Here is a 22,009-nt window from a genome sequence, read left to right as displayed (position 1 = left end):
CCATTGTAGGAGCGGCCTTGTGCCGCGAACGGGCTGCGCAGCAGCCCCGGCAATCTTCCGGCGTGATTGAGATCGTGGGGCCGCTGCGCGCCCCTTTCGCGGCACAAGGCCGCTCCTACAGGGGCCTGGTCGCCTGTTCATACAAATACAAAGAGGCAGAACTCTCATGGCTAAAATCGGTTTCCTCGGCACCGGCATCATGGGCAAGCCCATGGCCCAGAACCTGCAAAAAGCAGGTCACAGCATCTTCGTTTCCACCCACCACGACGCCGCCCCGGCCGACCTGATCGCCGCTGGCGCCGTGGCCCTGGCCAACCCGAAGGAAGTGGCCCAGGAAGCTGAGTTCATCATCGTCATGGTGCCGGACACCCCGCAGGTCGAAAGCGTCCTGTTCGGTGAAAACGGTGTCGTCGAGGGTGTCGGCCCGAACAAGGTGGTGATCGACATGAGCTCGATCTCCCCTACCGCCACCAAGGCCTTCGCCGAGAAGATCAAGGCCACCGGCGCCGCCTATCTGGACGCCCCGGTCTCCGGCGGTGAAGTCGGTGCCAAGGCCGCGACCCTGAGCATCATGGTCGGTGGTTGCCCGAAAGCCTTCGAACGCGCCCTGCCGCTGTTCGAAGCCATGGGCAAGAACATCACCCGCGTCGGTGGCAACGGCGATGGCCAGACCGCCAAGGTCGCCAACCAGATCATCGTCGCCCTGAACATCCAGGCTGTCGGCGAGGCCCTGCTGTTCGCCGCCAAGAACGGCGCGGACCCAGCCAAGGTGCGTGAAGCGCTGATGGGCGGCTTCGCCTCGTCGAAGATCCTCGAAGTGCACGCCGAGCGCATGATCAAGGGCACCTTCGACCCAGGCTTCCGCATCAACCTGCACCAGAAGGACCTGAACCTGGCCCTGCAGGGCGCCAAGGAGCTGGGTATCAACCTGCCCAACACCTCCAACGCCCAGCAAGTGTTCAGCACCTGCGTGGCACTGGGCGGCGGCAACTGGGACCACTCGGCGCTGATCAAGGGCCTGGAGCACATGGCCAACTTCTCGATCCGCGACGACAAGTAAATCTGTACCGGCCCTTCGCGGATGAATCCGCTCCTACAGGTTGACCCGATCGTGATGAATGGCCTGTAGGAGCGGATTCATCCGCGATGCGGCAACACCAATGAACCTGCAACCACAGGTCCATGAGGTAGCACCGAGCAACACCCGCCCCTGGTTCGGCCTGCACGGAGGCAGTTCCAGGGGCGTTTTCGATTCTGCAGAACAACAAGAATTTTGGGAGCCTGCCATGTCGGTCGATCCACAAGAACTCCTGCGCGAACTGTTCGACACAGCCATCGCCGCCGCCCACCCCCGCCAGGTGCTGGAACCCTGCCTGCCCGCCGACCGCAGCGGCCGGGTCATCGTCATCGGCGCCGGCAAGGCCGCCGCGGCCATGGCCGAAGTGGTCGAGAAGAGCTGGCAAGGCGAAGTCTCCGGCCTGGTGGTCACCCGCTACGGCCATGGCGCCAGCTGCCAGAAAATCGAGGTGGTCGAAGCCGCCCACCCGGTCCCCGACGCCGCAGGCCTGGCCGTGGCCAAGCGCGTGCTGGCGCTGGTCAGCAACCTGAGCGAAGACGACCGCGTCATCTTCCTGCTGTCCGGTGGTGGTTCCGCGCTGCTGGCGCTGCCCGCCGAAGGCCTGACCCTGGCCGACAAGCAGCAGATCAACAAGGCCCTGCTCAAGTCCGGCGCCACCATCGGCGAGATGAACTGCGTGCGCAAGCACCTTTCGGCGATCAAGGGCGGCCGCCTGGCCAAGGCCTGCTGGCCGGCCACCGTCTATACCTACGCGATTTCCGACGTGCCCGGCGACCTTGCCACCGTCATTGCCTCCGGCCCCACCGTGGCCGACCCGAGCACCTCGGCCGACGCCCTGGCGATCCTCAAGCGCTACAACATCGAAGCACCGAAAGCCGTCATCGACTGGCTGAACAACCCAGCCTCGGAAACCGTCAAGGCCGACGACCCCACCCTCGCGCGCAGCCACTTCCAGCTGATCGCCAGGCCCCAGCAATCGCTGGAGGCCGCAGCGGTGAAAGCCCGCCAGGCCGGTTTCAGCCCGCTGATCCTCGGTGACCTGGAGGGTGAGTCCCGCGAGGTGGCGAAGGTGCACGCCGGCATCGCCCGGCAGATCGTCCTGCACGGCCAGCCACTGAAGGCGCCCTGCGTGATCCTGTCCGGTGGCGAGACCACCGTCACCGTGCGCGGCAACGGCCGTGGCGGGCGCAACGCCGAGTTCCTGCTCAGCCTCACCGAAAGCCTCAAGGGCCTGCCGGGCGTGTACGCCCTGGCCGGTGACACCGACGGCATCGATGGTTCGGAAGACAACGCCGGCGCCTTCATGACCCCGGACAGCTACGCCCGCGCCGAGGCCCTGGGCCTGTCGGCCAGCGACGAGCTGGACAACAACAACGGTTACGGCTACTTCGCGGCGCTCGACGCGCTGATCGTCACCGAACCGACCCGCACCAACGTCAACGACTTCCGCGCCATCCTGATCCTCGAGACCCCGCAATCATGACGCCTGATAAAAAAGTCAAAATCCTCGCCACCCTAGGGCCTGCGATCAACGGCATCGATGACATCCGCCAGCTGGTCGAAGCCGGGGTGAACATCTTCCGCCTCAATTTCAGCCACGGCGAGCACGCCGACCACGCCCTGCGCTACCAGTGGATCCGCGAAGTCGAGCAGCAGCTCAACTACCCGCTGGGTATCCTCATGGACCTGCAGGGCCCGAAACTGCGGGTCGGCCGCTTCGCCGAAGGCAAGGTGCAACTGCAACGCGGCCAGGCCCTGCGCCTGGACCTGGACAAGACCCCGGGTGACAGCCACCGGGTCAACCTGCCACACCCGGAGATCATCGCCGCGCTGGAACCCGGCATGGACCTGCTGCTGGACGACGGCAAGCTGCGCCTGCGAGTGACCGCCAAGCACCACGACGCTATCGACACCGAAGTGCTGGCCGGTGGCGAGCTGTCCGACCGCAAGGGGGTCAACGTGCCCCAAGCGGTGCTGGACCTCTCCCCGCTCACCGAGAAGGACCGCCGCGACCTGGCCTTCGGCCTGGAACTGGGCGTCGACTGGGTGGCCCTGTCGTTCGTGCAGCGCCCCGAAGACATCACCGAGGCACGCCAACTGATCGGTGACCGCGCCTACCTGATGGCCAAGATCGAGAAGCCTTCGGCGGTCGAGCAACTGCAAGCCATCGCCGAGCTGTCCGACGCCATCATGGTCGCCCGTGGCGACCTGGGCGTGGAAGTGCCGGCCGAAAGCGTGCCGCAGATCCAGAAGCGCATCATCGGCACCTGCCGCCAGCTGGGCAAACCCGTGGTGGTGGCCACCCAGATGCTCGAGTCGATGCGCTTCTCGCCGGCCCCGACCCGCGCCGAAGTCACCGATGTGGCCAACGCCGTGGCCGAAGGCGCGGACGCGGTGATGCTGTCGGCCGAAACGGCTTCGGGCGACTACCCGCTGGAAGCGGTGCAGATGATGAGCAAGATCATCCGCCAGGTGGAAAACGGTCCGGATTACCAGGCCCAGCTCGACGTCGGCCGACCGAAAGCCGAAGCGACGGTGTCCGATGCCATCAGCTGTGCGATCCGCCGCATCAGCGGCATCCTGCCGGTGGCGGTGCTGGTCAACTACAGCGAGTCGGGGGCCTCGACCCTGCGCGCCGCCCGCGAGCGGCCACGGGCGCCGATCCTCAACCTGACGCCGAACCTGAACACCGCCCGCCGCCTGAGCGTGACCTGGGGCGTGCACTCGGTGGTCAACGACCGCCTGCGCCAGGTCGACGAGGTGGTTTCCACCGCACTGGAGATCGCCCAGGCGCAAGGCATGGCCAGCCGTGGCGACACGCTGCTGATCACCGCCGGTGTGCCTTTCGGCAAGCCGGGTTCGACTAATACGCTGCGGATCGAGACGTTGGTCTGACCCTGTTCGCCGGCAAGCCGGCTCCTACATGGATCTGTAGGAGCCGGCTTGCCGGCGAATGGAGGGCAAAGCCCTCCCCCTTGCACTGCGGAAAACCGAGGCCCGAAGAGGCCCACCGCTCCCCCACTCACCTTACCGACTGCCCATGTACACCAAGAATTTCGTCAACCCGTGCCCCGACTGGGCCACGGCGCTGCTCAACGGCTTCAGCCAGGTACTGCTGCTGCGCAACCCCTTGTGCGGCCTGTGCTGCCTGCTGGCCATCCTGCTGACCGCACCCGACCTGGTCGGCGGCGCCCTGCTCGGCGCCCTCGCCGGCCTGCTCACCGCCCAGCGCCGGGGCTACGACCGCGCTGACCGCCAGGCCGGGCTGTACTGCTACAACGGCGTGCTGATCGGCCTGCTGATCAGCGCCGTGCTGCCCTGGTCGGCCATCCTGCCGCCGCTGATCATCGCGGCCGGTGGCCTGTCGAGCATGCTCACCCACCAATGGCGCAAGCGCGGCGGCAAGCTGCTGGTCGCCTACACCGCGCCTTTCGTGCTGATGGGTTGGGCAACCCTGCTGATGGCGACACCCTCGGCCAACGGCTATGTCGAGGCCGACCCGGTGTATGCCTTGCTGCGTGGCGTGGGCCAGATCTTTCTGCTGGACAAGCCCATGGCCGGCCTGCTGATCGTCATCGGCATGTACTTCGCCAACCCCTATGCCGCCACTTGGGCGGTGATCGGCTCGGCGATCGGCGGCGGCGTCGCGCTGCTGGCCGGTGAAGCACAGGGCGCCTGGCTGGGCCTGTACGGCTTCAATGCGGCTCTTGCCGCGCTGGCCTTCAGCCGCCAGGGCGAGAAGCCCTGGGTGACCGTGCTCGCCATCGCCTGCGCCCTGCTGCTGCAACCGCTGTTCAACTTGCTGCCGATCGCCGGGTTGACCGCGCCGTTCGTCAGCGCCTGCTGGTTGATGCACCTGGGCAACCACCTGGTGCAACTCAACCAGCGCCGCAACGCGCCTCGCTTGCACAGCTGAAACACAGCCCCTAGGCTCTGCCCATTCGCACAATGGAACGCGCCCATGGACAACCCTTCGAGCCTGCGCGAGCGGCTCTACGTCATCGTCTTCCAGACCGACACCGTCGCTGGAAGACGCTTCGACAAGATTCTCCTGCTGATCATCCTGGCCAGCCTGGTCACGGTGATCCTCGACAGCATCGACGACGTGCACCGCAACTACGCCGGGCTGCTCGCCGGTATCGAATGGGGCTTCACGGCAATCTTCCTGGCCGAGTACATCACCCGCCTGTACTGCTCGCCCAAACCGCTGCGCTACGCCTTCAGTTTCTACGGGCTGGTGGACCTGCTGGCCATCGTGCCGGGCATCATCGCCCTGTACTACAGCGACGCCCAGTACCTGCTGATGATCCGCGTGATCCGCATGCTGCGGATCTTCCGCGTGCTCAAGCTCAGCCCCTACCTGAAGCAGGCCCACTACCTGCTGGCGGCGCTGCAGGGCAGCAAGCAGAAAATCATCGTGTTCCTGGTCAGCGTGTCGACCCTGGTCACCGTGTTCGGCACGCTGATGTATGTGATCGAAGGGCCGGAGCATGGTTTTACCAGTATTCCCAAGGGTATCTACTGGGCCATCGTCACCCTGACCACCGTGGGCTTCGGCGATATCGTGCCGAAAACGCCGCTGGGGCAAGTGCTGTCGTCGCTAGTGATGATCACCGGCTATTCGATCATTGCCGTGCCGACCGGCATCTTCACCGCCGAACTGGCCAATGCTCTGCGTGGCGAGCAGTTGCAGCACGACTGCCCGACCTGCGCCAAGCATCACCATGAGCATGGCGCGGCGTTCTGTTCGCGGTGTGGCAATGCGCTGTTTCCCAAGCAGTGAACCGTTCGCCGGCAAGCCGGCTCCTACAAATCCCCGTAGGAGCCGGCTTGCCGGCGAACAGGGCGACAAAGACATAACCAAAGACCGTTTTGTTCTTTAACCCGCGCAAAGCCACCCGCTATAGTCGCTGGCAAATCGCCAACCCTTTGAACCAGAACAAGGAATGCCCCAGTGAAAAAACTTTTCAGCGCCTCGCTGCTCGCCGCGGGCCTGGCCCTGGGCAACCTCGCCCAAGCCGCCCCCACCCTGCTCAACGTTTCCTACGACGTGATGCGCGACTTCTACAAGGACTACAACCCGGCATTCCAGAAGCACTGGGAAAAAGACCACAACGAGAAGGTCAATGTGCAGATGTCCTTCGGCGGCTCGAGCAAACAGGCACGCGCAGTGATCGATGGCCTGCCAGCCGACGTGATCACCATGAACATGGCCACCGACATCAACGCCCTGGCCGACAATGGCAAGCTGGTGCCGGACAACTGGGTGACCCGCCTGCCGAACAACAGCGCGCCGTTCACCTCGGCCACCGTGTTCATCGTGCGCAAGGGCAACCCCAAGGCGCTGAAGGACTGGCCCGACCTGCTCAAGGATGGCGTGCAGGTGATCGTACCCAACCCCAAGACCTCGGGTAACGGCCGCTACACCTACCTCTCCGCCTGGGGCTACGTGCTCAAGCAGGGCGGCGATGAAGGCAAGGCCCGCGACTTCGTCGGCAAGCTGTTCAAGCAGGCGCCAGTGCTGGACACCGGTGGCCGCGCCGCCACCACCACCTTCATGACCAACCAGATTGGCGACGTGCTGGTGACCTTCGAGAACGAAGCCGAGATGATTGCCCGCGAGTTCGGCCGCGACCAGTTCGAAGTGATCTACCCAAGCGTGTCGGCCGAAGCCGAACCGCCGGTGAGCGTGGTCGACAAGGTGGTGGCGAAGAAAGGTACCCAGGCCGTGGCCGAGGAATACCTGAAGTACCTGTGGTCGCCGGAGGCCCAGGAGATCGCCGCGAACAACTACCTGCGCCCACGTGACGCCGCGGTCCTGGCCAAGTACACCGACCGCTTCCCGAAAGTCGACTTCCTGTCGGTGGAGAAGACCTTCGGTGACTGGCGCACCGTGCAGAAGACCCACTTCAACGACGGTGGCGTGTTCGACCAGATCTACACCAACAAGTAAACGCCTTCGCCAGCAAGCTGGCTCCTACAGGCCCACGTAACCTCCTGTAGGAGCCAGCTTGCTGGCGAACAGCATTTCAAGCCTGCGAACGAAACACCAATGCCTTCAACCCACCCTCGGGGTCGGCATCCGGAAATTCCGGCGGATTTTCCAGCCGCTCGACGAACGCCAACCCCGGCGCCTGCTCGGCCATGCCATCGATCAGGAACTGCGGCCCGACCCCCGGGTCGTTGACACAGGCCAGCACCGTCCCGCCCTCATTCAACAACTCCGGCAACCGCCGCAGGATCTTGCCGTAGTCCTGGGTCAGCACGAAGCTGCCGCGCTGGAAGGTCGGCGGGTCGATGATTATCAGGTCGTACGGCCCGTACTTGCGCACCTTGCCCCACGACTTGAACAGCTCATGCCCCAGGTAGGCGACCCGCGAGGCGTCATGGCCGTTGAGCCTGTGGTTGTCGCGGCCACGGGACAGCGCCGACTTGGCCATGTCCAGGTTGACCACCTGCTCGGCACCGCCGGCAATCGCCGCCACGGAGAAACCACAGGTATAGGCGAACAGGTTGAGCACCCGCTTGCCCGCCGATTGCTCACGCACCCAGCGACGGCCATAACGCATGTCGAGGAACAGGCCGTTGTTCTGCCGCACGCCGAGGTCGAGCAGGTACGCAAGCCCATCCTCGACCACCTCGCGTTGCTGGCAGGGCTCACCCAGCAGCCATTGGCCGGGGCTGTCGGGCAGGTAGCGGTGCTGCAGGAGAATGGCCTGGCCAGTCCACTGCGGGCGTTGCGCCAGCGCCTTGAGCATCTCCTCCAGTTCGGCCAGCTGGCCCTCGGGCGGCTCGCGGAACAGCGCCACCAGCAGCACACCCTCCAGCCAGTCGACAGTGATCTGCTCGAGCCCCGGCCAGCAACGGCCACGGCCGTGGAACAGGCGACGGGTTTCCTGGGGGGCGGGATCGAGGGCGGCGAGCAGATGCTGCTCAAGGGTGGCAATGGCTGGCGTCATGTTCGGCTTTGGTTGGGCAAAAGCGGCATTCTAACCGCTTGTGCCGCATCTGGCCTTCACCGTTGCTGCGCCGCCCCCGCGAGTGGCCGGAACCACCACCCCTGCTGCATGCCTGCCGCCGCCAGCAGGATCAGCGCCACGCCCAGCCATTGCAGCGGCGCCAGGCGATGGCCGAAGGCAACCCAGTCGACCAGGATCGCCGCGATCGGGTAGATGAACGACAAGGCGCCGGTCAGTGCAGTGGGCAGCCGCTGGATGGCGCTGTACAACAATACGTACATCAAACCGGTGTGCACGATCCCCAGCGTCACCAGGCTGCCCAGCGCAGGCAGTTCACCCGGCAGTCCGCCAAGCTTTACCCAGGGCGCCAGCAACAGTACACCGGTACTTACCTGGACCAGGGCGATCAAGTGCGGTGGTGTGCCGGTCAGGCGCTTGATGATCAGGGCCGCCACGGCATACAGAAACGCCGCGCCAAGGGCCAGGGCGATACCCTGCAGGTACTCGCCGCCACTGCCCTGCCCAGCGCCATGGGCGCTGACGATGGCCAGCATGCCGAGGAAGGCCACGCTCAGCCAGGTCAGCTTGGGCAGGGTGATTTTCTCACCGAGGAACAGCGCCGCCAGCCCCACCAGCAAGAACGGCTGGACGTTGTACACCGCCGTGCCGATGGCGATGGAGGCCCGCGAGTAGGAGGCGAACAACAGCACCCAGTTGCCGACGATGGCCACCCCGCTGGCCACCGCCAGCAGGAAGGTTGCGCGGGTCAGCACACCGGGCTTGAGAAAGCCCATGGCCGCGCAGATCAGCAGCAAGGTGCCGGCCCCGAATACGCAGCGCCAGAACACCACCTCCAGCACCGGTTGCCCGGACACCAGCACGAACCAGCCGATGGTCCCGGAGATCAGCATGGCGGCGACCATTTCCAGGGCCCCGCGGCGCAGCGAATTGTCCATCTCACACCTCCTGTCGACGATGGGCACAGTATGCGCAGGAGCGATGCACGCCATCCAGCGGATAGAAAAGGCATTTCCACGATACCGCCTTTACTATCAAGGCAAATCCAGAAAATCGCCTGACGAGGTGAACATGACCGACGCTATCGACCAGTTGCTTATCAACGCCCTGATGGAAGACTCGCGCCGCTCGCTGAAGGCCCTGGCCCAGATCAGCGGGCTGTCCGCGCCCAGTGTCAGCGAACGCCTGCGCCGCCTTGAGGAGCGCGGCGTGCTGCGCGGCTACACCGTGGAGGTCGACCCGCGCAGCTTCGGTTACCAGTTGCAGGCCATCGTGCGCATCCGTCCGCTGCCGGGGCAGTTGCAGGAGGTGGAACGGCAGATCGTGGCCATCCCCGAGTTCACCGAGTGCGACAAGGTCACCGGCGAGGACTGTTTCATTGCCCGGCTTCATGTGCGCTCGATGGAGCAGTTGGACACCTTGCTCGACCGTCTCAATGTGCTGGCCGAAACCAATACCGCGATCATTAAGAAGACCCCGGTGAAACGGCGCCTGCCGCCGATGGAATGAGGCGCCGCACGACCGGCGCGAACCTGTAGGAGCGGCTTTAGCCGCGATGCGAACAACGCGGTGCCTGGCACCCGCTGCGCGCGTGATCGCGGCTAAAGCCGCTCCTACAGAGTCCTCGCCAAATAATTTTGTACACATAAACGTCACCTTAGGTGCCATTTTTGTGTGCACTTTTACCAGGCGATGCCCCATTAGGTTACACACTCCTCGCCCATCAATCTGACCGATCGATCAACTAAAAGACCTTCAAAAAAATAAAACCTGTTCATTCAGTCAATTTTTAATTTCGCTATTTCAGCTAGTTATAAAATTAATCAATAGACTCAAAGTAATGGCAAAGAGAAAGTTGGATTCCATATGGCATGGAACTGGCTTTTGTGTGTTCGTGTTTTGTATACAAGCTGATCAAAACATAAATACACAATAACCCGCAGCGTCGCCCCGAACCGCGACCGCCGCGCCCAGAACCCAGTGATGCCAACGCCTGCACCGACGAGATGGCGAGCCCGTGCGCCAGCGCCCGCTCATCGCAGTCAAACGCATCAGGAGCCGCCGGAATGAGTAGCAGCCTCGACCTTGCCCCTGAACTTTCCGTTGCCAGCACCCACCCCATCGCCACCCCACTTGAAGGCCACCCAGCCGACCTTGAACTGAGCCCACGCCTACATAACCGCGACCTCGCCCCGACCAAGCTCGAAGGCCGGCGCTGGGGTGGCTACAGCATCTTCGCGCTGTGGACCAACGACGTACACAACATCGCCAACTACTCCTTCGCCATGGGCTTGTTCGCCCTGGGGCTGGGTGGTTGGCAGATCCTCCTGTCGCTGGCGATCGGCGCGGCGCTGGTGTACTTCTTCATGAACCTGTCCGGCTACATGGGGCAAAAGACTGGCGTGCCGTTCCCGGTGATCAGCCGCATCGCCTTTGGCATCCACGGCGCGCAGCTCCCGGCGCTGATCCGCGCGGTGATCGCCATCGCCTGGTTCGGTATCCAGACGTATCTGGCCTCGGTGGTGCTGCGCGTGCTGTTGACCGCCGTGTGGCCACAGGTGGCGGCCTACGACCACGACAGCATCCTCGGGCTGTCGAGCCTGGGGTGGGTGTGCTTCGTGAGCATCTGGCTGGTGCAACTGGTGATCCTCGCCTACGGCATGGAGATGGTGCGCCGCTATGAAGCGTTCGCCGGCCCGGTGATCCTGCTCACGGTGGCCAGCCTGGCGGTGTTCATGTACTTCAAGGCCGACGCGCGTATCGCCTGGTCGGTGGCCGAACCGCTGAGCGGCTACGAGATGTGGCGCAACATCTTTGCCGGCGGCGCCCTGTGGCTGGCGATCTACGGCACCCTGGTACTCAACTTCTGCGACTTCGCCCGCTCGGCGCCATGCCGCAAGACCATCCGCGTGGGCAACTTCTGGGGCCTGCCGGTGAACATCCTGGTGTTCGCCGCAATCACCGTGGTGCTGTGCGGCGCGCAGTTCCAGATCAACGGCCAGATCATCGACAGCCCCACGCAGATCGTCGCCAGCATCCCCAACACCGCCTTCCTGGTGCTGGGCTGCCTGGCGTTCCTGATCGTCACCGTGGCGGTGAACATCATGGCCAACTTCGTCGCCCCGGCGTTCGTGCTGAGCAACCTGGCGCCGCGCCACCTGAACTTCCGCCGCGCCGGCCTGATCAGCGCCACCCTGGCGGTGGTGATCCTGCCGTGGAACCTCTACAACAGCCCGCTGGTGATCGTGTACTTCCTCTCAGGCCTGGGCGCCCTGCTCGGCCCGCTGTACGGCGTGATCATGGCCGACTACTGGCTGCTGCGCCGGGGCCGCATCAACGTGCCCGAGCTGTACAGCGAGAACCCCGCCGGCGCCTACCACTACACCCGAGGCATCAACCTGCGCGCGGTGGCGGCGTTCATCCCGGCCGCCCTGCTGGCCATCGTCCTGGCCCTGGTGCCCAACTTCCATGGCGTGGCGCCGTTCTCGTGGCTGATCGGGGCCGGCATCGCCGCCGCCGTGTACCTGCTGATCGCGCCCCGTCACGGCCAGTACGCCGATATCAGCGGCGAGTGCATCGCCGTCGACCATGCCAGCCACTGAATTCAGGGAGATTCGTCATGCGTATTCTGATTGCCAACGTCAACACCACCGAAGCCATCACCGAGGCCATCGCCGAGCAGGCGCGCAGCGTCGCCGCGCCCGGCACCGAGATCGTCGGGCTGACGCCCTGGTTCGGCGCCGAGTCGGTAGAGGGCAACTTCGAGAGCTACCTGGCCGCCATCGCCGTGATGGACCGGGTGCTGGCCTACCAAGGGCCTTACGATGCAGTGATCCAGGCCGGCTATGGCGAGCATGGCCGCGAGGGCTTGCAGGAGTTGCTCGACGTGCCGGTGGTGGACATCACCGATGCGGCCGCCAGCACCGCCCTGTACCTGGGCCACGCCTACTCGGTGGTGACCACCCTGGACCGCACCGTGCCGCTGATCGAGGACCGTCTGCGGCTGTCCGGCCTGTACGAGCGCTGCGCCTCGGTGCGTGCCAGTGGGCTGGCAGTACTCGAACTCGAGGCCGAACCACGGCGCGCAGTGGAAGCCATCGTCGAACAGGCCGAGCGCGCCGTGCGCGAGGACAAGGCCGAGGTGATCTGCCTGGGTTGTGGCGGGATGGCCGGGCTCGATGAGCAGATTCGCCAGCGCACCGGGGTGCCGGTGGTCGATGGCGTGAGTGCGGCAGTGACTATCGCCGAGTCATTGGTGCGGATGGGATTGAGCACGTCCAAAGTGCGCACCTACGCCACGCCGCGGGTGAAGAAAGTGGTGGGTTGGCCAATGCGCTTCGGGCGTTGAGTCGAAGTTGATCGTACCGGCCTCTTCGTCGGCAAGCCGGCGAAGAGGCCAGCTCAATCAACACAGTATCCTGGCCAATCGCTCGCCACTGCCGCATGCCAGGGTGAACCCCAGCGCCCCATGCCCCAGGTTCATCCACAGGTTGCGGTACACCGTGGCACCGATGATTGGCACCCCGGTCGGCGTCGCCGGCCGCATCCCAGCCCATTCCACTGCCTGGCTGTAATCCGCGGCTCCCGGCAACGTCTCGCCCGCCAGCCGGCGCATGCTGCGCAGGCGGCCAGCATCCACCGATTCGTCGTAGCCGACGATGTCCACCATCGCCGCCACCCGCAATTGCCGGTCGAGCCGCGCATAGACGATCTTGCGTTCGTAATCGGTGAGGCTTACCTCCGGCGCCTGATGCGCGTCAGTAATGGGGGCGCTCAGGCTGTAGCCCTTCAGCGGATAGACCGGCAACGCAAGCCCGGGCAATGCCAGCCCCGGGCTGCGGTGGCCGGCACACAGCACCAGGCGCTCGACAGCCAGTAGCTCATCACCCAGCGCCAACTCAACCACCTTGCCACCGTGCGGTATCAAGCGCGTCACCGGCTTGCCCAGGAAGAACCGGCACTGCCCCGAGGCGCGCAAATGCTCGGCCAGACGCAGGCAGAAACGGTGGCAATCAGCGACCTCTTCGTCTGGTGTGAACACGCCACCGATGAAAGGCGCATCGGCCAGCGCCGGGTCCAGCCTGCGCACATCAGCAGCTGCCAAGACCTGCTGGCCCTGCGGATCGAGCAAATGGTCACGCCCATGGGCAAAGGCCTTTGGCGTGCGGAAGGCAACCAGCTTGCCATTACGCCGCCAGGCGAAGTCTTCCAGGGCATCCTCTTCACGCCAACGTGCCAACGCGGCTTGACTTTCCAAGGCCAGGCCCAGCAGCTGGGAGGTGTTGCGCCGGTTCGTCGAGCGCTGGCAAGCGAGCAAGAAGGCCGCCAGCCAGCGCCACTGCGCCGGGTCCAGACGCAGGCGTAAGCGCAGTGGCGAATCGCCCTGCAGCAACCAGCCAAGCGCCTGCCAGGGCACGCCCGCATCGGCCAGCGGCGCCACGTAGCGATAGGACAACTGCCCGCCATTGGCGAAGCTGGTGGCACTGGCCAGGCTGTCGCGTGCCTCGATCAGGTCGACCGACAGCCCTTCGCGCACCAATGCGTAGGCTGTCGCCAGGCCGACCACCCCTCCACCGATCACTGTCACCCGCTGGCTCATCGCACATCCCTGTCCACGTCTGCAGACCGAGACAGTAGCAGCAGGTCAGGTCGGACAGCCATGGGCACCGTGGTCGAGCCCTTGGCGCACGTTGCGGCTGAGCAGGCTGGCCTTGCCGTCGCGCCAGGTCAGGGTGAGCACGTAGAGCGTGTCGAAATCGTCGCCGTTCCAGTCTTCGGTGATCACCCGCTTTTCGCCGAGGGCCTTGCCGGCCACGGTATTGATGAGTTCGGGGAGGTAGCCATGGGACCAGGCGGTGTAGACCGTGGCGTTGCGGTACTTGTCGCGCAGCAGTTCGTCGGCGAGGTCGTCGGTGTCGTTGGCGCCGTAGTCGATGTTCACCGGCAGGCCCAGGCGGATGGCGCTGGGAGTGATGGTCATCAGGGGGCGAATGTAGCTGTAGCTCTGGTCCTGGCTGCCCTCTTCGACCTGCCGCGAAGGGTTGGCGGCGAACACGTAGTCGGCCTTGCCGAAACGCTCTGGCAGCAGCGTGGCCAGGTCCAGGGCGCGGTTGAGCCCCTGGCAGTTCAACTGCCCAAGCCCCTCACCCGGTTTTTCGGCATGGCGCAGGAATACCAGTGTCTGAGTGCCATCCACCGGTTGTGCGCGGCTTTCGACCACGTCCAGCGCCAACGGCACAGCCGCAGCGGCGAGCGCCAGGCTCAACAACAAGTGGCGACGACGGCGCAAGAAAGTTGGCAACTTCATCAAGGCAGGCTCTTGTGACAAGGAGAATCGGGATGCCTCGTCACATTGCCCTGCGGCCGCAGCCGCCGGGCGTCCCTGTCGTGAATGCCATCCGTGGCAGCGAGTGAGGGTCAGAGTGCCCTCAAGCCCTTTGGTTCCTCCCTGAATGCACATGCCGTTCCTTCGACAAGCCCACACTAGTGCTTGTGTGTTGCCGAATTATGGCGTTTGGCTCAATCGTCGCGGGTCAGCACTTCGAGCAGTTCGATCTCGAAGGTCAGGTCCGAATTCGGCGGGATCTTGCCCATGGTCCGTTCGCCATACCCCAGGTGCGCGGGCACCTGCAGCTTGCGCTTGCCACCGACGCGCATGCCCATCAGGCCCTGGTCCCAGCCCTTGATCACCCGGCCGGTGCCGATCACGCACTGGAACGGCTTGCCGCGCGACCAGGACGAGTCGAACTCGCTGCCGTCGGCCAGCCAGCCGGTGTACTGGGTGGTGATCAGCGCGCCCTTGACCACGGTTTTGCCGTCGCCTTCGTGCAGGTCGGTGATGTGCAGTTCACTGGTCATGATCGGATTCTCCCTGGGGCATTCAGACAAAGGGCGCCGTTTTCTCAGGAATGGTTTGTTTTGGCAAGTGTGCCGGGTGGTTTCTATTGCGAGGTGAACAGTTCGAACGCTTGCTGACCCGTCAATTCCTTGGTCTCGTTCTTGAAGCAGTACCAGGCGGGTTTTTCATCGATGAAGATCTGCAGGTCGAAGTCCCAGGCTTCGTCGCCATCGAGCAGGCCGATGGGCAGGATGTAGATGTCGCTCTGTTTCACCCGATAGAACAGGTGGGTGCCGCAGTGGCCGCAAAAGCCACGCTGGGCCCAGGGGGACGAGTCGTAGACGCTGGGCTCGGGGCCCTCGATCTGCGGGGGTTGGGTGCAATGCACGGCCAGCAGCGGGCCGCCGGTCCACTTGCGGCACATGCTGCAGTGGCAGGCGCTGATCTGGGTGTTGTCGACGGTGGCCTTGAGGTGGGTTTTGCCGCAGAGGCAGGTGCCTTGTTTTTCCAGGGGCATTTGGGGAGCTCCGTGCTGGGTTGGGGGATTGGGAGTATAGGCTTCGGCTTTCAGAGTGTGGGTTTGGGCGGATGTGAGCATATCCATTGGCGATAGAGACGCTGACTCACCTTTCCGCCCTTACGGCGGCCTACTTTTTTCTTGGAAAAAGTAGGCAAAACCGCTCGCTCCATCATCCGGCCCCTACGCTTCGCTCCGGGGTTCCCTCGCTCCGTTCTTGCTCCCGTGGGTACCGCGCTGAACGCCCCATCCTGGGGCGCAGCGCTCGACGGCCATCCATGGCCGTCGCCCCACTACGCAAGAACTCCACTCGGCCTCCTGAAGTCGCATTTGGCGGCGCCTGGACTACCGCGCATCAAGATCAAAAGCCGGGCGAGGCGCTGCGCGCTCGCAGAAGCGAAGAGCGAAGAGCGAAGAGCGAAGAGCGAAGAGCGAAGAGCGAAGAGCGAAGAGCGAAGAGCGAAGAGCGAAGAGCGAAGAGCGAAGAGCGAAGAGCGAAGAGCGAAGAGCGAAGAGCGAAGAGCGAAGAGCGAAGAGCGAAGAGCGAAGAGCGAAGAGCAGAAAAGTTTGATAGATATGTAGATCTTTTATTGTTGGGTTGTTTGTGCCATTGGTTCGCCGGCAAAGCCGGCTCCTACAATGGAGCGGCGTGCACCGTCCGGTAGGAGCCGGCTTTGCCGGCGAATGCGTACTTGAGGTCACGAATAAACAACTAGCGACAGCTGCGCCTGCCCAGGCGCCGCCCGTAACTTCGCGACTTCAGGAGGCTGAGCGCAGGCGTCTGGAGGGCCAGGTGCGCAGCACCCTTCGGCGTTAGCCGAAGGCGCGAGATGTAGACTTGCGCAGCAAGTCGTAGGCCGCGCGGGCCCGGAAGGCGCCGGAGCGAAGGGACCCCGAAGCGTAGCGTAGGGGCCGTATGATGGAGCGAGCGGCTTTGGTTACTTTGGCCAAGACCAAAGTAACCCGCCGTAAGGGCGGAAAGGTGAATCAGCGTCTACATAGCAAACGGATATGCCCATAAGGCCCAGAACCAACTAACCGACTAACCAGATCCAATCACCCATAAAAAAACCCGCACCACTCAAGGCACGGGTTTCTCGAATCAAGCGTCAATCCAAAGCCGAATCACCGCTCCAGCAGAATCCGCAGCATGCGACGCAGCGGCTCGGCCGCCCCCCACAGCAGCTGGTCACCCACCGTGAATGCCCCAAGATACTGCGACCCCATGTTCAGCTTGCGCAGCCGCCCCACAGGAACATTCAGCGTCCCGGTCACATTGGTCGGGCTCAGCTCCTGCATGCTGATCTCACGCTGGTTCGGTACCAGCTTCACCCAAGGGTTGTGCTGACTGATCAGCCCTTCGATATCGGCCAGCGGCACATCCTTGTTCAACTTGATGGTCAGCGCCTGGCTGTGGCAGCGCATGGCGCCGATGCGCACGCAGATACCGTCGACCGGAATCGGGCTCTTGAAACGGCCGAGGATCTTGTTGGTCTCGGCCTGGGCCTTCCACTCTTCACGGCTCTGCCCGTTCGGCAGCTCCTTGTCGATCCACGGAATCAGGCTGCCAGCCAGCGGCACGCCGAAGTTCTCGGTCGGGAAGCCCTCGCCACGCATGGTTTCGGCCACCTTGCGGTCGATGTCGAGAATGGCGCTGGCCGGGTTGGCCAGGTCATCGGCCACCGCCGCATGGATACCGCCCATCTGCTTGATCAGCTCACGCATGTTCTGCGCGCCGGCGCCCGAGGCCGCCTGGTAGGTCATGGCGCTCATCCACTCGACCAGGCCGGCTTCGAACAGGCCGCCCAGGCCCATCAGCATCAGGCTGACGGTGCAGTTGCCGCCGATGTAGTTCTTGGTGCCCGCGTCCAGCTGCTGGTCGATGACCTTGCGGTTGACCGGGTCGAGGATGATCACCGCGTCATCCTGCATGCGCAGCGAGGAAGCGGCGTCGATCCAGTACCCCTGCCAGCCGGCTTCGCGCAGCTTGGGGAAGACTTCGTTGGTGTAGTCGCCGCCCTGGCAGGTCAGGATCACGTCGAGGGTCTTGAGCTCTTCAATGCTGTAGGCATCCTTCAGCGGGGCAATGTCCTTGCCCACGGCAGGGCCTTGGCCACCCACATTGGAGGTGGTGAAGAACACCGGCTCGATCAGGTCGAAGTCCTGCTCTTCGAGCATCCGCTGCATGAGCACGGAACCGACCATTCCACGCCAACCGATCAGACCTACACGTTTCATCGCAACTACACCTTTGCTAAAAGTGGGCCGCCACCGGGAGTTTTTGGTGGCGGGCCAGAGAGATTACAGATTCCGCAGCGCTGCGACTACTGCGTCGCCCATTTCCTGCGTACCGACCTTGGTGCAACCGGCCGACCAGATGTCACCGGTGCGCAGGCCCTGGTCCAGGACCAGGCTCACGGCCTGCTCGATGGCTTCGGCGGCGGCCGACTGGTTGAAGCTGTAGCGCAGCATCATCGACACCGAGAGGATGGTCGCCAGCGGGTTGGCGATGCCCTGCCCGGCGATGTCCGGGGCCGAGCCGTGGCACGGCTCGTACATGCCCTTGTTGTCGGCGTCCAGCGATGCCGAAGGCAGCATGCCGATCGAGCCGGTGAGCATGGAAGCCTCATCCGACAGGATGTCGCCGAACATGTTGTCGGTCACCACCACGTCGAACTGCTTGGGCGCGCGTACCAGCTGCATCGCGGCGTTATCGACGTACATGTGGCTCAGCTCGACGTCCGGGTAGTCCTTGGCCACCTCTTCCACCACTTCGCGCCACAGCTGGCTGGAGGCGAGGACGTTGGCCTTGTCCACCGAGCACAGCTTCTTGCCACGCACGCGGGCCATGTCGAAACCGACACGGGCGATGCGGCGTACTTCGCTTTCGCTGTATGGCAGGGTGTCGTAGGCCTGGCGCTCGCCACCTTCCAGCTCGCGCTGGCCGCGTGGCGCGCCGAAGTAGATGCCGCCGGTGAGCTCACGGACGATGAGGATGTCCAGGCCAGAAACAATCTCGGGCTTGAGCGACGAGGCATCGGCCAGTTGCGGATAGAGGATCGCCGGGCGCAGGTTGGCGAACAGGCCCAGTTGCGAGCGGATCTTCAGCAGGCCGCGCTCCGGGCGGATGTCACGCTCGATCTTGTCCCACTTCGGGCCGCCCACGGCGCCCAGCAGCACCGCGTCAGCCTGGCGCGCGCGCTCGAGGGTCTCGTCGGCCAGTGGCACGCCGTGCTTGTCGATGGCCGCGCCACCGATCACGTCGTGGGCGAGGCTGAAGCCGAGCTGGAACTTGTCGTTGGCCAGCTCCAGTACCTTGACCGCCTCGGCCATGATTTCCGGGCCGATGCCATCACCTGGGAGAATCAGAATCTGCTTGCTCATGCTTTCCTCGTATCCAATCAAGCGGCGCGCCCTGTCGGCGCGCCGAAAAATCCGGCCCGGCATCGTAGCTCACAATCGCCACGCGATGCCGGGTAAACCGCAATCACTCAAGCGTCGCGGAACAACCAGGGCTGGCTGGCGCGGTGCTTGCCCTCGAACGCCTTGATCGCGTCGCTGTCCTGCAGCGTCAGGCCGATGTCATCCAGGCCATTGAGCAGGCAGTGCTTGCGGAACGCGTCGATCTCGAACTTCAGCACCTTGCCGTCCGGGCGGGTCACCGCCTGGGCTTCGAGGTCGATGGTCAGCTGGTAGCCCGGGGTGGCCTCGACCTGCTTGAACAATTCATCGACTTCAGCGGCGTCGAGAATGATCGGCAACAAGCCGTTCTTGAAGCTGTTGTTGAAGAAGATGTCGGCGAAGCTGGGGGCGATCACGCTGCGGAAACCGTACTCATCGAGCGCCCAAGGGGCGTGCTCGCGGCTCGAGCCGCAGCCGAAGTTCTCACGGGCCAGCAATACACTGGCACCTTGGTAACGGGCGTGGTTGAGCACGAAGTCCTGGTTGAGCGGGCGCTTGCTGTTGTCCTGGTAAGGCTGGCCAACGTCAAGATAGCGCCACTCGTCGAACAGGTTCGGGCCGAAGCCGGTGCGCTTGATCGACTTCAGGAATTGCTTGGGAATGATCTGGTCGGTGTCGACGTTGGCACGGTCCAATGGCGCGACCAAGCCGATGTGCTGGGTAAAGGCTTTCATGCTGCGCTCCCTTGGATCAACTCGCGGACATCGATGAAGTGGCCGGTCACCGCGGCGGCGGCGGCCATGGCCGGGCTGACCAGGTGGGTGCGGCCACCGGCGCCCTGGCGGCCCTCGAAGTTGCGGTTGGAGGTGGACGCGCAATGCTCGCCGCTCTCCAGGCGGTCCGGGTTCATCGCCAGGCACATCGAGCAGCCTGGCTCACGCCATTCGAAACCGGCTTCGAGGAAGATCTTGTCCAGCCCCTCGCGCTCGGCCTGGGCCTTGACCAGGCCCGAGCCCGGCACCACCAGTGCCTGCTTGACGTTGGCGGCGACCTTGCGGCCCTTGGCGATCTCGGCGGCAGCGCGCAGGTCTTCGATGCGCGAGTTGGTGCACGAACCGATGAACACGCGGTCGAGCTTGATGTCGGTGATCGCCTGGTTGGCGCTCAGGCCCATGTACTTGAGGGCGCGCTCGATCGAGCCACGCTTGATCAGGTCGGCCTCGGCGGCCGGGTCCGGCACACACTGGTCGACGGCCAGGACCATCTCCGGCGAAGTGCCCCAGCTGACCTGCGGCTTGATCTGCGCGGCGTCCAGCTCGACCAGGGTGTCGAACACGGCGTCAGCGTCGGATACCAAGCCCTTCCAGCTGGCGACGGCCTGCTTCCACTGCTCGCCCTTGGGCGCATAGGGGCGGCCTTCGACGTAGTTCACGGTGGTGTCGTCGACCGCCACCAGGCCCACACGGGCGCCCGCCTCGATGGACATGTTGCAGATGGTCATGCGGCCTTCCATCGACAATTCGCGGATGGCGCTGCCGGCGAACTCCATGGCGTGGCCGTTGCCGCCCGCGGTGCCGATCTTGCCGATCACGGCGAGAACGATGTCCTTGGCGGTGACGCCGGCAGGCAACTCGCCCTCGACGCGCACCAGCATGTTCTTCATTTTCTTGGCCACCAGGCACTGGGTGGCGAGCACGTGCTCGACCTCGGAGGTGCCGATGCCATGGGCCAGGGCGCCGAATGCGCCGTGGGTGGAGGTGTGCGAGTCGCCGCAGACCACGGTCATGCCCGGCAAGGTGGCGCCCTGCTCGGGGCTGATGACGTGGACGATGCCCTGGCGCTCGTCATTCATCTTGAATTCGACGATGCCATATTCGTCACAGTTCTCATCGAGGGTCTGTACCTGCAGGCGCGACACCTGGTCGACGATGGCCTCGATGCCGCCCTTGCGCTCCGGCGTGGTCGGCACGTTGTGGTCGGGGGTGGCGATGTTGGTGTCGATGCGCCATGGCTTGCGGCTGGCCAGGCGCAGGCCCTCGAAGGCCTGGGGCGACGTCACTTCGTGGATGATGTGGCGATCGATGTAGATCAAGGACGAGCCGTCATCGCGGCGCTTGACCTCATGGGCGTCCCAGAGTTTGTCGTAGAGCGTTTTGCCAGCCATCAGACTGTTCCTCATCAGCGTCTTTCTATGCCAAAGACCCCTTGGCTTGTACGGACGATCCTATGGCGATAGATTGAATAACTCAAATTCATAATTTTCATGCTTTGCATAACCATCAGGAATTCGAAAGATGGACCTCGCCAACCTCAGTGCTTTCATCGCCATTGCCGAAACCGGCAGCTTTTCCGGGGCCGGCGAACGCTTGCACCTGACCCAGCCAGCCATCAGCAAACGCATCGCCGGGCTCGAGCAGCAACTGGACGTGCGCCTGTTCGACCGCCTGGGCCGCGAAGTGACCCTGACCGAGGCCGGCCGCGCCCTGCTGCCGCGCGCCTACCAGATTCTCAATGTACTGGATGACACCCGCCGCGCCCTGACCAACCTGACCGGCGAGGTGACCGGTCGTCTCACCCTGGCCACCAGCCATCATATCGGCCTGCACCGCCTGCCCCCGCTGCTGCGCGCCTTCACCCGCCAGTACCCGGCGGTGGCCCTGGATATCCAGTTCCTCGATTCGGAGGCGGCCTACGATGAAATTCTCCATGGCCGCGCCGAAATCGCCGTGATCACCCTGGCCCCGGAGCCTCACCACCTGGTCCGCGCCGTCCCGGTCTGGGATGACGCGCTGGACTTCGTGGCCGCGCCGGAACACCCGCTGGCCAGCAATGGCCAGGTCGAGCTGGCCGATGTCGCCCGTCATCCGGCGGTTTTCCCAGGCGGCAACACCTTTACCCACCACATTGTCCAGCGCCTGTTCGAAAGCCAGGGCCTGACACCTAACATCGCCATGAGCACCAACTACCTGGAAACCATCAAGATGATGGTGTCCATCGGCCTGGCGTGGAGTGTGCTACCACGTACTATGCTCGATGAGCAGGTCGCGCCCATCGCCCTGCCCGGCATACAGCTGTCACGCCAGCTAGGCTACATACTGCATACCGAACGCACGCTGTCGAACGCGGCCAGGGCCTTCATGGCCCTGCTCGACAGCCATGCCGGGTCCGCCTGACCGGCCGTCTGCACGGCGTTACAT

The 22,009-nt window shown here is 64.2% G+C and carries 20 protein-coding genes; 10 read left to right on the top strand and 10 right to left on the bottom strand.

The genetic code is table 11. The annotated features are described in order from the left end of the window. Positions 1-166: 166 nt before the first annotated feature. From PSEEN_RS07785 to PSEEN_RS07760, 6 genes are all read left to right on the top strand, one after another. Entirely contained in the window at positions 167-1,060 is an 894-nt protein-coding gene (locus tag PSEEN_RS07785) for a 2-hydroxy-3-oxopropionate reductase (protein WP_011532931.1), read from the top strand. A 226-nt stretch (positions 1,061-1,286) separates the two neighbouring features. Next, positions 1,287-2,561: a glycerate kinase type-2 family protein gene (locus PSEEN_RS07780; RefSeq protein WP_011532930.1), complete on the top strand. Its 1,275-nt coding sequence runs from the start codon at positions 1,287-1,289 to the stop codon at positions 2,559-2,561. After that, positions 2,558-3,973, top strand: a complete 1,416-nt coding sequence (gene pyk / locus PSEEN_RS07775) for a pyruvate kinase (RefSeq protein WP_011532929.1) — start codon at positions 2,558-2,560, stop codon at positions 3,971-3,973. The genes PSEEN_RS07780 and pyk overlap by 4 nt, the downstream gene beginning before the upstream one ends. Before the next feature lie 145 nt (positions 3,974-4,118). Next, positions 4,119-4,994 carry an urea transporter gene (locus PSEEN_RS07770; RefSeq protein ID WP_011532928.1) on the top strand — a complete coding sequence of 292 codons (876 nt, stop codon included), beginning with the start codon at positions 4,119-4,121 and terminating at the stop codon, positions 4,992-4,994. Positions 4,995-5,039: 45 nt separating this feature from the next. Then, on the top strand, positions 5,040-5,861 hold the full coding sequence (locus tag PSEEN_RS07765; protein ID WP_011532927.1) for an ion transporter: 822 nt from the start codon (positions 5,040-5,042) through the stop codon (positions 5,859-5,861). 171 nt (positions 5,862-6,032) lie between these two features. Further along, entirely contained in the window at positions 6,033-7,031 is a 999-nt protein-coding gene (locus PSEEN_RS07760) for a sulfate ABC transporter substrate-binding protein (RefSeq protein ID WP_011532926.1), read from the top strand. A gap of 76 nt (positions 7,032-7,107) precedes the next feature. Here the strand turns inward: PSEEN_RS07760 and PSEEN_RS07755 are convergent, their stop codons facing one another. Both PSEEN_RS07755 and PSEEN_RS07750 read right to left on the bottom strand, forming a co-directional pair. Beyond that, complete coding sequence (locus PSEEN_RS07755; RefSeq protein WP_011532925.1) at positions 7,108-8,037, bottom strand: class I SAM-dependent methyltransferase; 930 nt, start codon at positions 8,035-8,037, stop codon at positions 7,108-7,110. A 56-nt stretch (positions 8,038-8,093) separates the two neighbouring features. Beyond that, the gene (locus tag PSEEN_RS07750) at positions 8,094-8,993 is read right to left on the bottom strand and encodes a DMT family transporter (RefSeq protein ID WP_011532924.1); all 900 of its coding nucleotides are present in this window, start codon (positions 8,991-8,993) and stop codon (positions 8,094-8,096) included. A 133-nt stretch (positions 8,994-9,126) separates the two neighbouring features. Between PSEEN_RS07750 and PSEEN_RS07745 the strand changes: the two genes are divergently transcribed. From PSEEN_RS07745 to PSEEN_RS07735, 3 genes are all read left to right on the top strand, one after another. Continuing rightward, positions 9,127-9,564, top strand: a complete 438-nt coding sequence (locus PSEEN_RS07745; protein WP_011532923.1) for an Lrp/AsnC family transcriptional regulator — start codon at positions 9,127-9,129, stop codon at positions 9,562-9,564. 557 nt (positions 9,565-10,121) lie between these two features. Then, the gene (locus PSEEN_RS07740) at positions 10,122-11,657 is read left to right on the top strand and encodes an NCS1 family nucleobase:cation symporter-1 (RefSeq protein WP_011532922.1); all 1,536 of its coding nucleotides are present in this window, start codon (positions 10,122-10,124) and stop codon (positions 11,655-11,657) included. Positions 11,658-11,674: 17 nt separating this feature from the next. Continuing rightward, positions 11,675-12,403 carry an aspartate/glutamate racemase family protein gene (locus tag PSEEN_RS07735; protein ID WP_011532921.1) on the top strand — a complete coding sequence of 243 codons (729 nt, stop codon included), beginning with the start codon at positions 11,675-11,677 and terminating at the stop codon, positions 12,401-12,403. 57 nt (positions 12,404-12,460) lie between these two features. Here PSEEN_RS07735 and PSEEN_RS07730 read toward each other — a convergent pair whose 3' ends face one another. The 8 genes from PSEEN_RS07730 to leuC all read right to left on the bottom strand — a co-directional run bounded on the left by PSEEN_RS07730 (position 12,461) and on the right by leuC (position 20,976). Beyond that, complete coding sequence (locus tag PSEEN_RS07730; RefSeq protein WP_011532920.1) at positions 12,461-13,654, bottom strand: D-amino acid dehydrogenase; 1,194 nt, start codon at positions 13,652-13,654, stop codon at positions 12,461-12,463. 45 nt (positions 13,655-13,699) lie between these two features. Continuing rightward, positions 13,700-14,362: a hypothetical protein gene (locus PSEEN_RS07725; protein ID WP_011532919.1), complete on the bottom strand. Its 663-nt coding sequence runs from the start codon at positions 14,360-14,362 to the stop codon at positions 13,700-13,702. A gap of 212 nt (positions 14,363-14,574) precedes the next feature. Continuing rightward, entirely contained in the window at positions 14,575-14,913 is a 339-nt protein-coding gene (locus tag PSEEN_RS07720) for an FKBP-type peptidyl-prolyl cis-trans isomerase (protein ID WP_011532918.1), read from the bottom strand. A gap of 83 nt (positions 14,914-14,996) precedes the next feature. Further along, positions 14,997-15,410: a GFA family protein gene (locus PSEEN_RS07715; RefSeq protein WP_011532917.1), complete on the bottom strand. Its 414-nt coding sequence runs from the start codon at positions 15,408-15,410 to the stop codon at positions 14,997-14,999. A 1,125-nt stretch (positions 15,411-16,535) separates the two neighbouring features. Continuing rightward, the gene (gene asd, locus PSEEN_RS07710; protein WP_011532916.1) at positions 16,536-17,648 is read right to left on the bottom strand and encodes an aspartate-semialdehyde dehydrogenase; all 1,113 of its coding nucleotides are present in this window, start codon (positions 17,646-17,648) and stop codon (positions 16,536-16,538) included. Between the two features lie 63 nt (positions 17,649-17,711). Then, on the bottom strand, positions 17,712-18,794 hold the full coding sequence (gene leuB, locus PSEEN_RS07705; RefSeq protein WP_011532915.1) for a 3-isopropylmalate dehydrogenase: 1,083 nt from the start codon (positions 18,792-18,794) through the stop codon (positions 17,712-17,714). A 107-nt stretch (positions 18,795-18,901) separates the two neighbouring features. Further along, complete coding sequence (leuD, locus tag PSEEN_RS07700; RefSeq protein ID WP_011532914.1) at positions 18,902-19,546, bottom strand: 3-isopropylmalate dehydratase small subunit; 645 nt, start codon at positions 19,544-19,546, stop codon at positions 18,902-18,904. After that, a complete protein-coding gene (gene leuC, locus PSEEN_RS07695) occupies positions 19,543-20,976 on the bottom strand; it encodes a 3-isopropylmalate dehydratase large subunit (protein WP_011532913.1) in 1,434 nt (477 codons plus the stop codon). Before leuC ends, leuD begins: the two co-directional genes overlap by 4 nt. Before the next feature lie 130 nt (positions 20,977-21,106). Here leuC and PSEEN_RS07690 point away from each other — a divergent pair, with 130 nt between their 5' ends. Continuing rightward, positions 21,107-21,985 (top strand): LysR family transcriptional regulator, encoded by an 879-nt coding sequence (locus PSEEN_RS07690; protein WP_011532912.1) that lies wholly within the window; start codon positions 21,107-21,109, stop codon positions 21,983-21,985. The last annotated feature ends 24 nt before the right edge of the window (positions 21,986-22,009 follow it).

Origin of the sequence: Pseudomonas entomophila L48, from assembly GCF_000026105.1 — a bacterium.
Classification (GTDB): Bacteria; Pseudomonadota; Gammaproteobacteria; order Pseudomonadales; family Pseudomonadaceae; genus Aquipseudomonas; species Aquipseudomonas entomophila.
The sequence above is the reverse complement of the archived record's forward strand: the minus strand, read 5'-3'. Positions and strand labels throughout refer to the sequence as shown.

What these genes read in the sequence shown, in the direction of transcription:
- PSEEN_RS07770 (WP_011532928.1), top strand. Translation starts at nt 4,119, where the DNA reads ATGTACACCAAGAATTTCGTCAACCCGTGCCCCGACTGGGCCACGGCG.
- PSEEN_RS07740 (WP_011532922.1), top strand. Translation starts at nt 10,122, where the DNA reads ATGAGTAGCAGCCTCGACCTTGCCCCTGAACTTTCCGTTGCCAGCACC.
- PSEEN_RS07690 (WP_011532912.1), top strand. Translation starts at nt 21,107, where the DNA reads ATGGACCTCGCCAACCTCAGTGCTTTCATCGCCATTGCCGAAACCGGC.
- PSEEN_RS07735 (WP_011532921.1), top strand. Translation starts at nt 11,675, where the DNA reads ATGCGTATTCTGATTGCCAACGTCAACACCACCGAAGCCATCACCGAG.
- PSEEN_RS07720 (WP_011532918.1), bottom strand. Translation starts at nt 14,913, where the DNA reads ATGACCAGTGAACTGCACATCACCGACCTGCACGAAGGCGACGGCAAA.
- asd (WP_011532916.1), bottom strand. Translation starts at nt 17,648, where the DNA reads ATGAAACGTGTAGGTCTGATCGGTTGGCGTGGAATGGTCGGTTCCGTG.
- leuC (WP_011532913.1), bottom strand. Translation starts at nt 20,976, where the DNA reads ATGGCTGGCAAAACGCTCTACGACAAACTCTGGGACGCCCATGAGGTC.
- PSEEN_RS07745 (WP_011532923.1), top strand. Translation starts at nt 9,127, where the DNA reads ATGACCGACGCTATCGACCAGTTGCTTATCAACGCCCTGATGGAAGAC.
- PSEEN_RS07780 (WP_011532930.1), top strand. Translation starts at nt 1,287, where the DNA reads ATGTCGGTCGATCCACAAGAACTCCTGCGCGAACTGTTCGACACAGCC.
- PSEEN_RS07750 (WP_011532924.1), bottom strand. Translation starts at nt 8,993, where the DNA reads ATGGACAATTCGCTGCGCCGCGGGGCCCTGGAAATGGTCGCCGCCATG.
- PSEEN_RS07725 (WP_011532919.1), bottom strand. Translation starts at nt 14,362, where the DNA reads ATGAAGTTGCCAACTTTCTTGCGCCGTCGTCGCCACTTGTTGTTGAGC.
- PSEEN_RS07785 (WP_011532931.1), top strand. Translation starts at nt 167, where the DNA reads ATGGCTAAAATCGGTTTCCTCGGCACCGGCATCATGGGCAAGCCCATG.
- PSEEN_RS07730 (WP_011532920.1), bottom strand. Translation starts at nt 13,654, where the DNA reads ATGAGCCAGCGGGTGACAGTGATCGGTGGAGGGGTGGTCGGCCTGGCG.
- PSEEN_RS07765 (WP_011532927.1), top strand. Translation starts at nt 5,040, where the DNA reads ATGGACAACCCTTCGAGCCTGCGCGAGCGGCTCTACGTCATCGTCTTC.
- PSEEN_RS07715 (WP_011532917.1), bottom strand. Translation starts at nt 15,410, where the DNA reads ATGCCCCTGGAAAAACAAGGCACCTGCCTCTGCGGCAAAACCCACCTC.
- leuB (WP_011532915.1), bottom strand. Translation starts at nt 18,794, where the DNA reads ATGAGCAAGCAGATTCTGATTCTCCCAGGTGATGGCATCGGCCCGGAA.
- leuD (WP_011532914.1), bottom strand. Translation starts at nt 19,546, where the DNA reads ATGAAAGCCTTTACCCAGCACATCGGCTTGGTCGCGCCATTGGACCGT.
- pyk (WP_011532929.1), top strand. Translation starts at nt 2,558, where the DNA reads ATGACGCCTGATAAAAAAGTCAAAATCCTCGCCACCCTAGGGCCTGCG.
- PSEEN_RS07755 (WP_011532925.1), bottom strand. Translation starts at nt 8,037, where the DNA reads ATGACGCCAGCCATTGCCACCCTTGAGCAGCATCTGCTCGCCGCCCTC.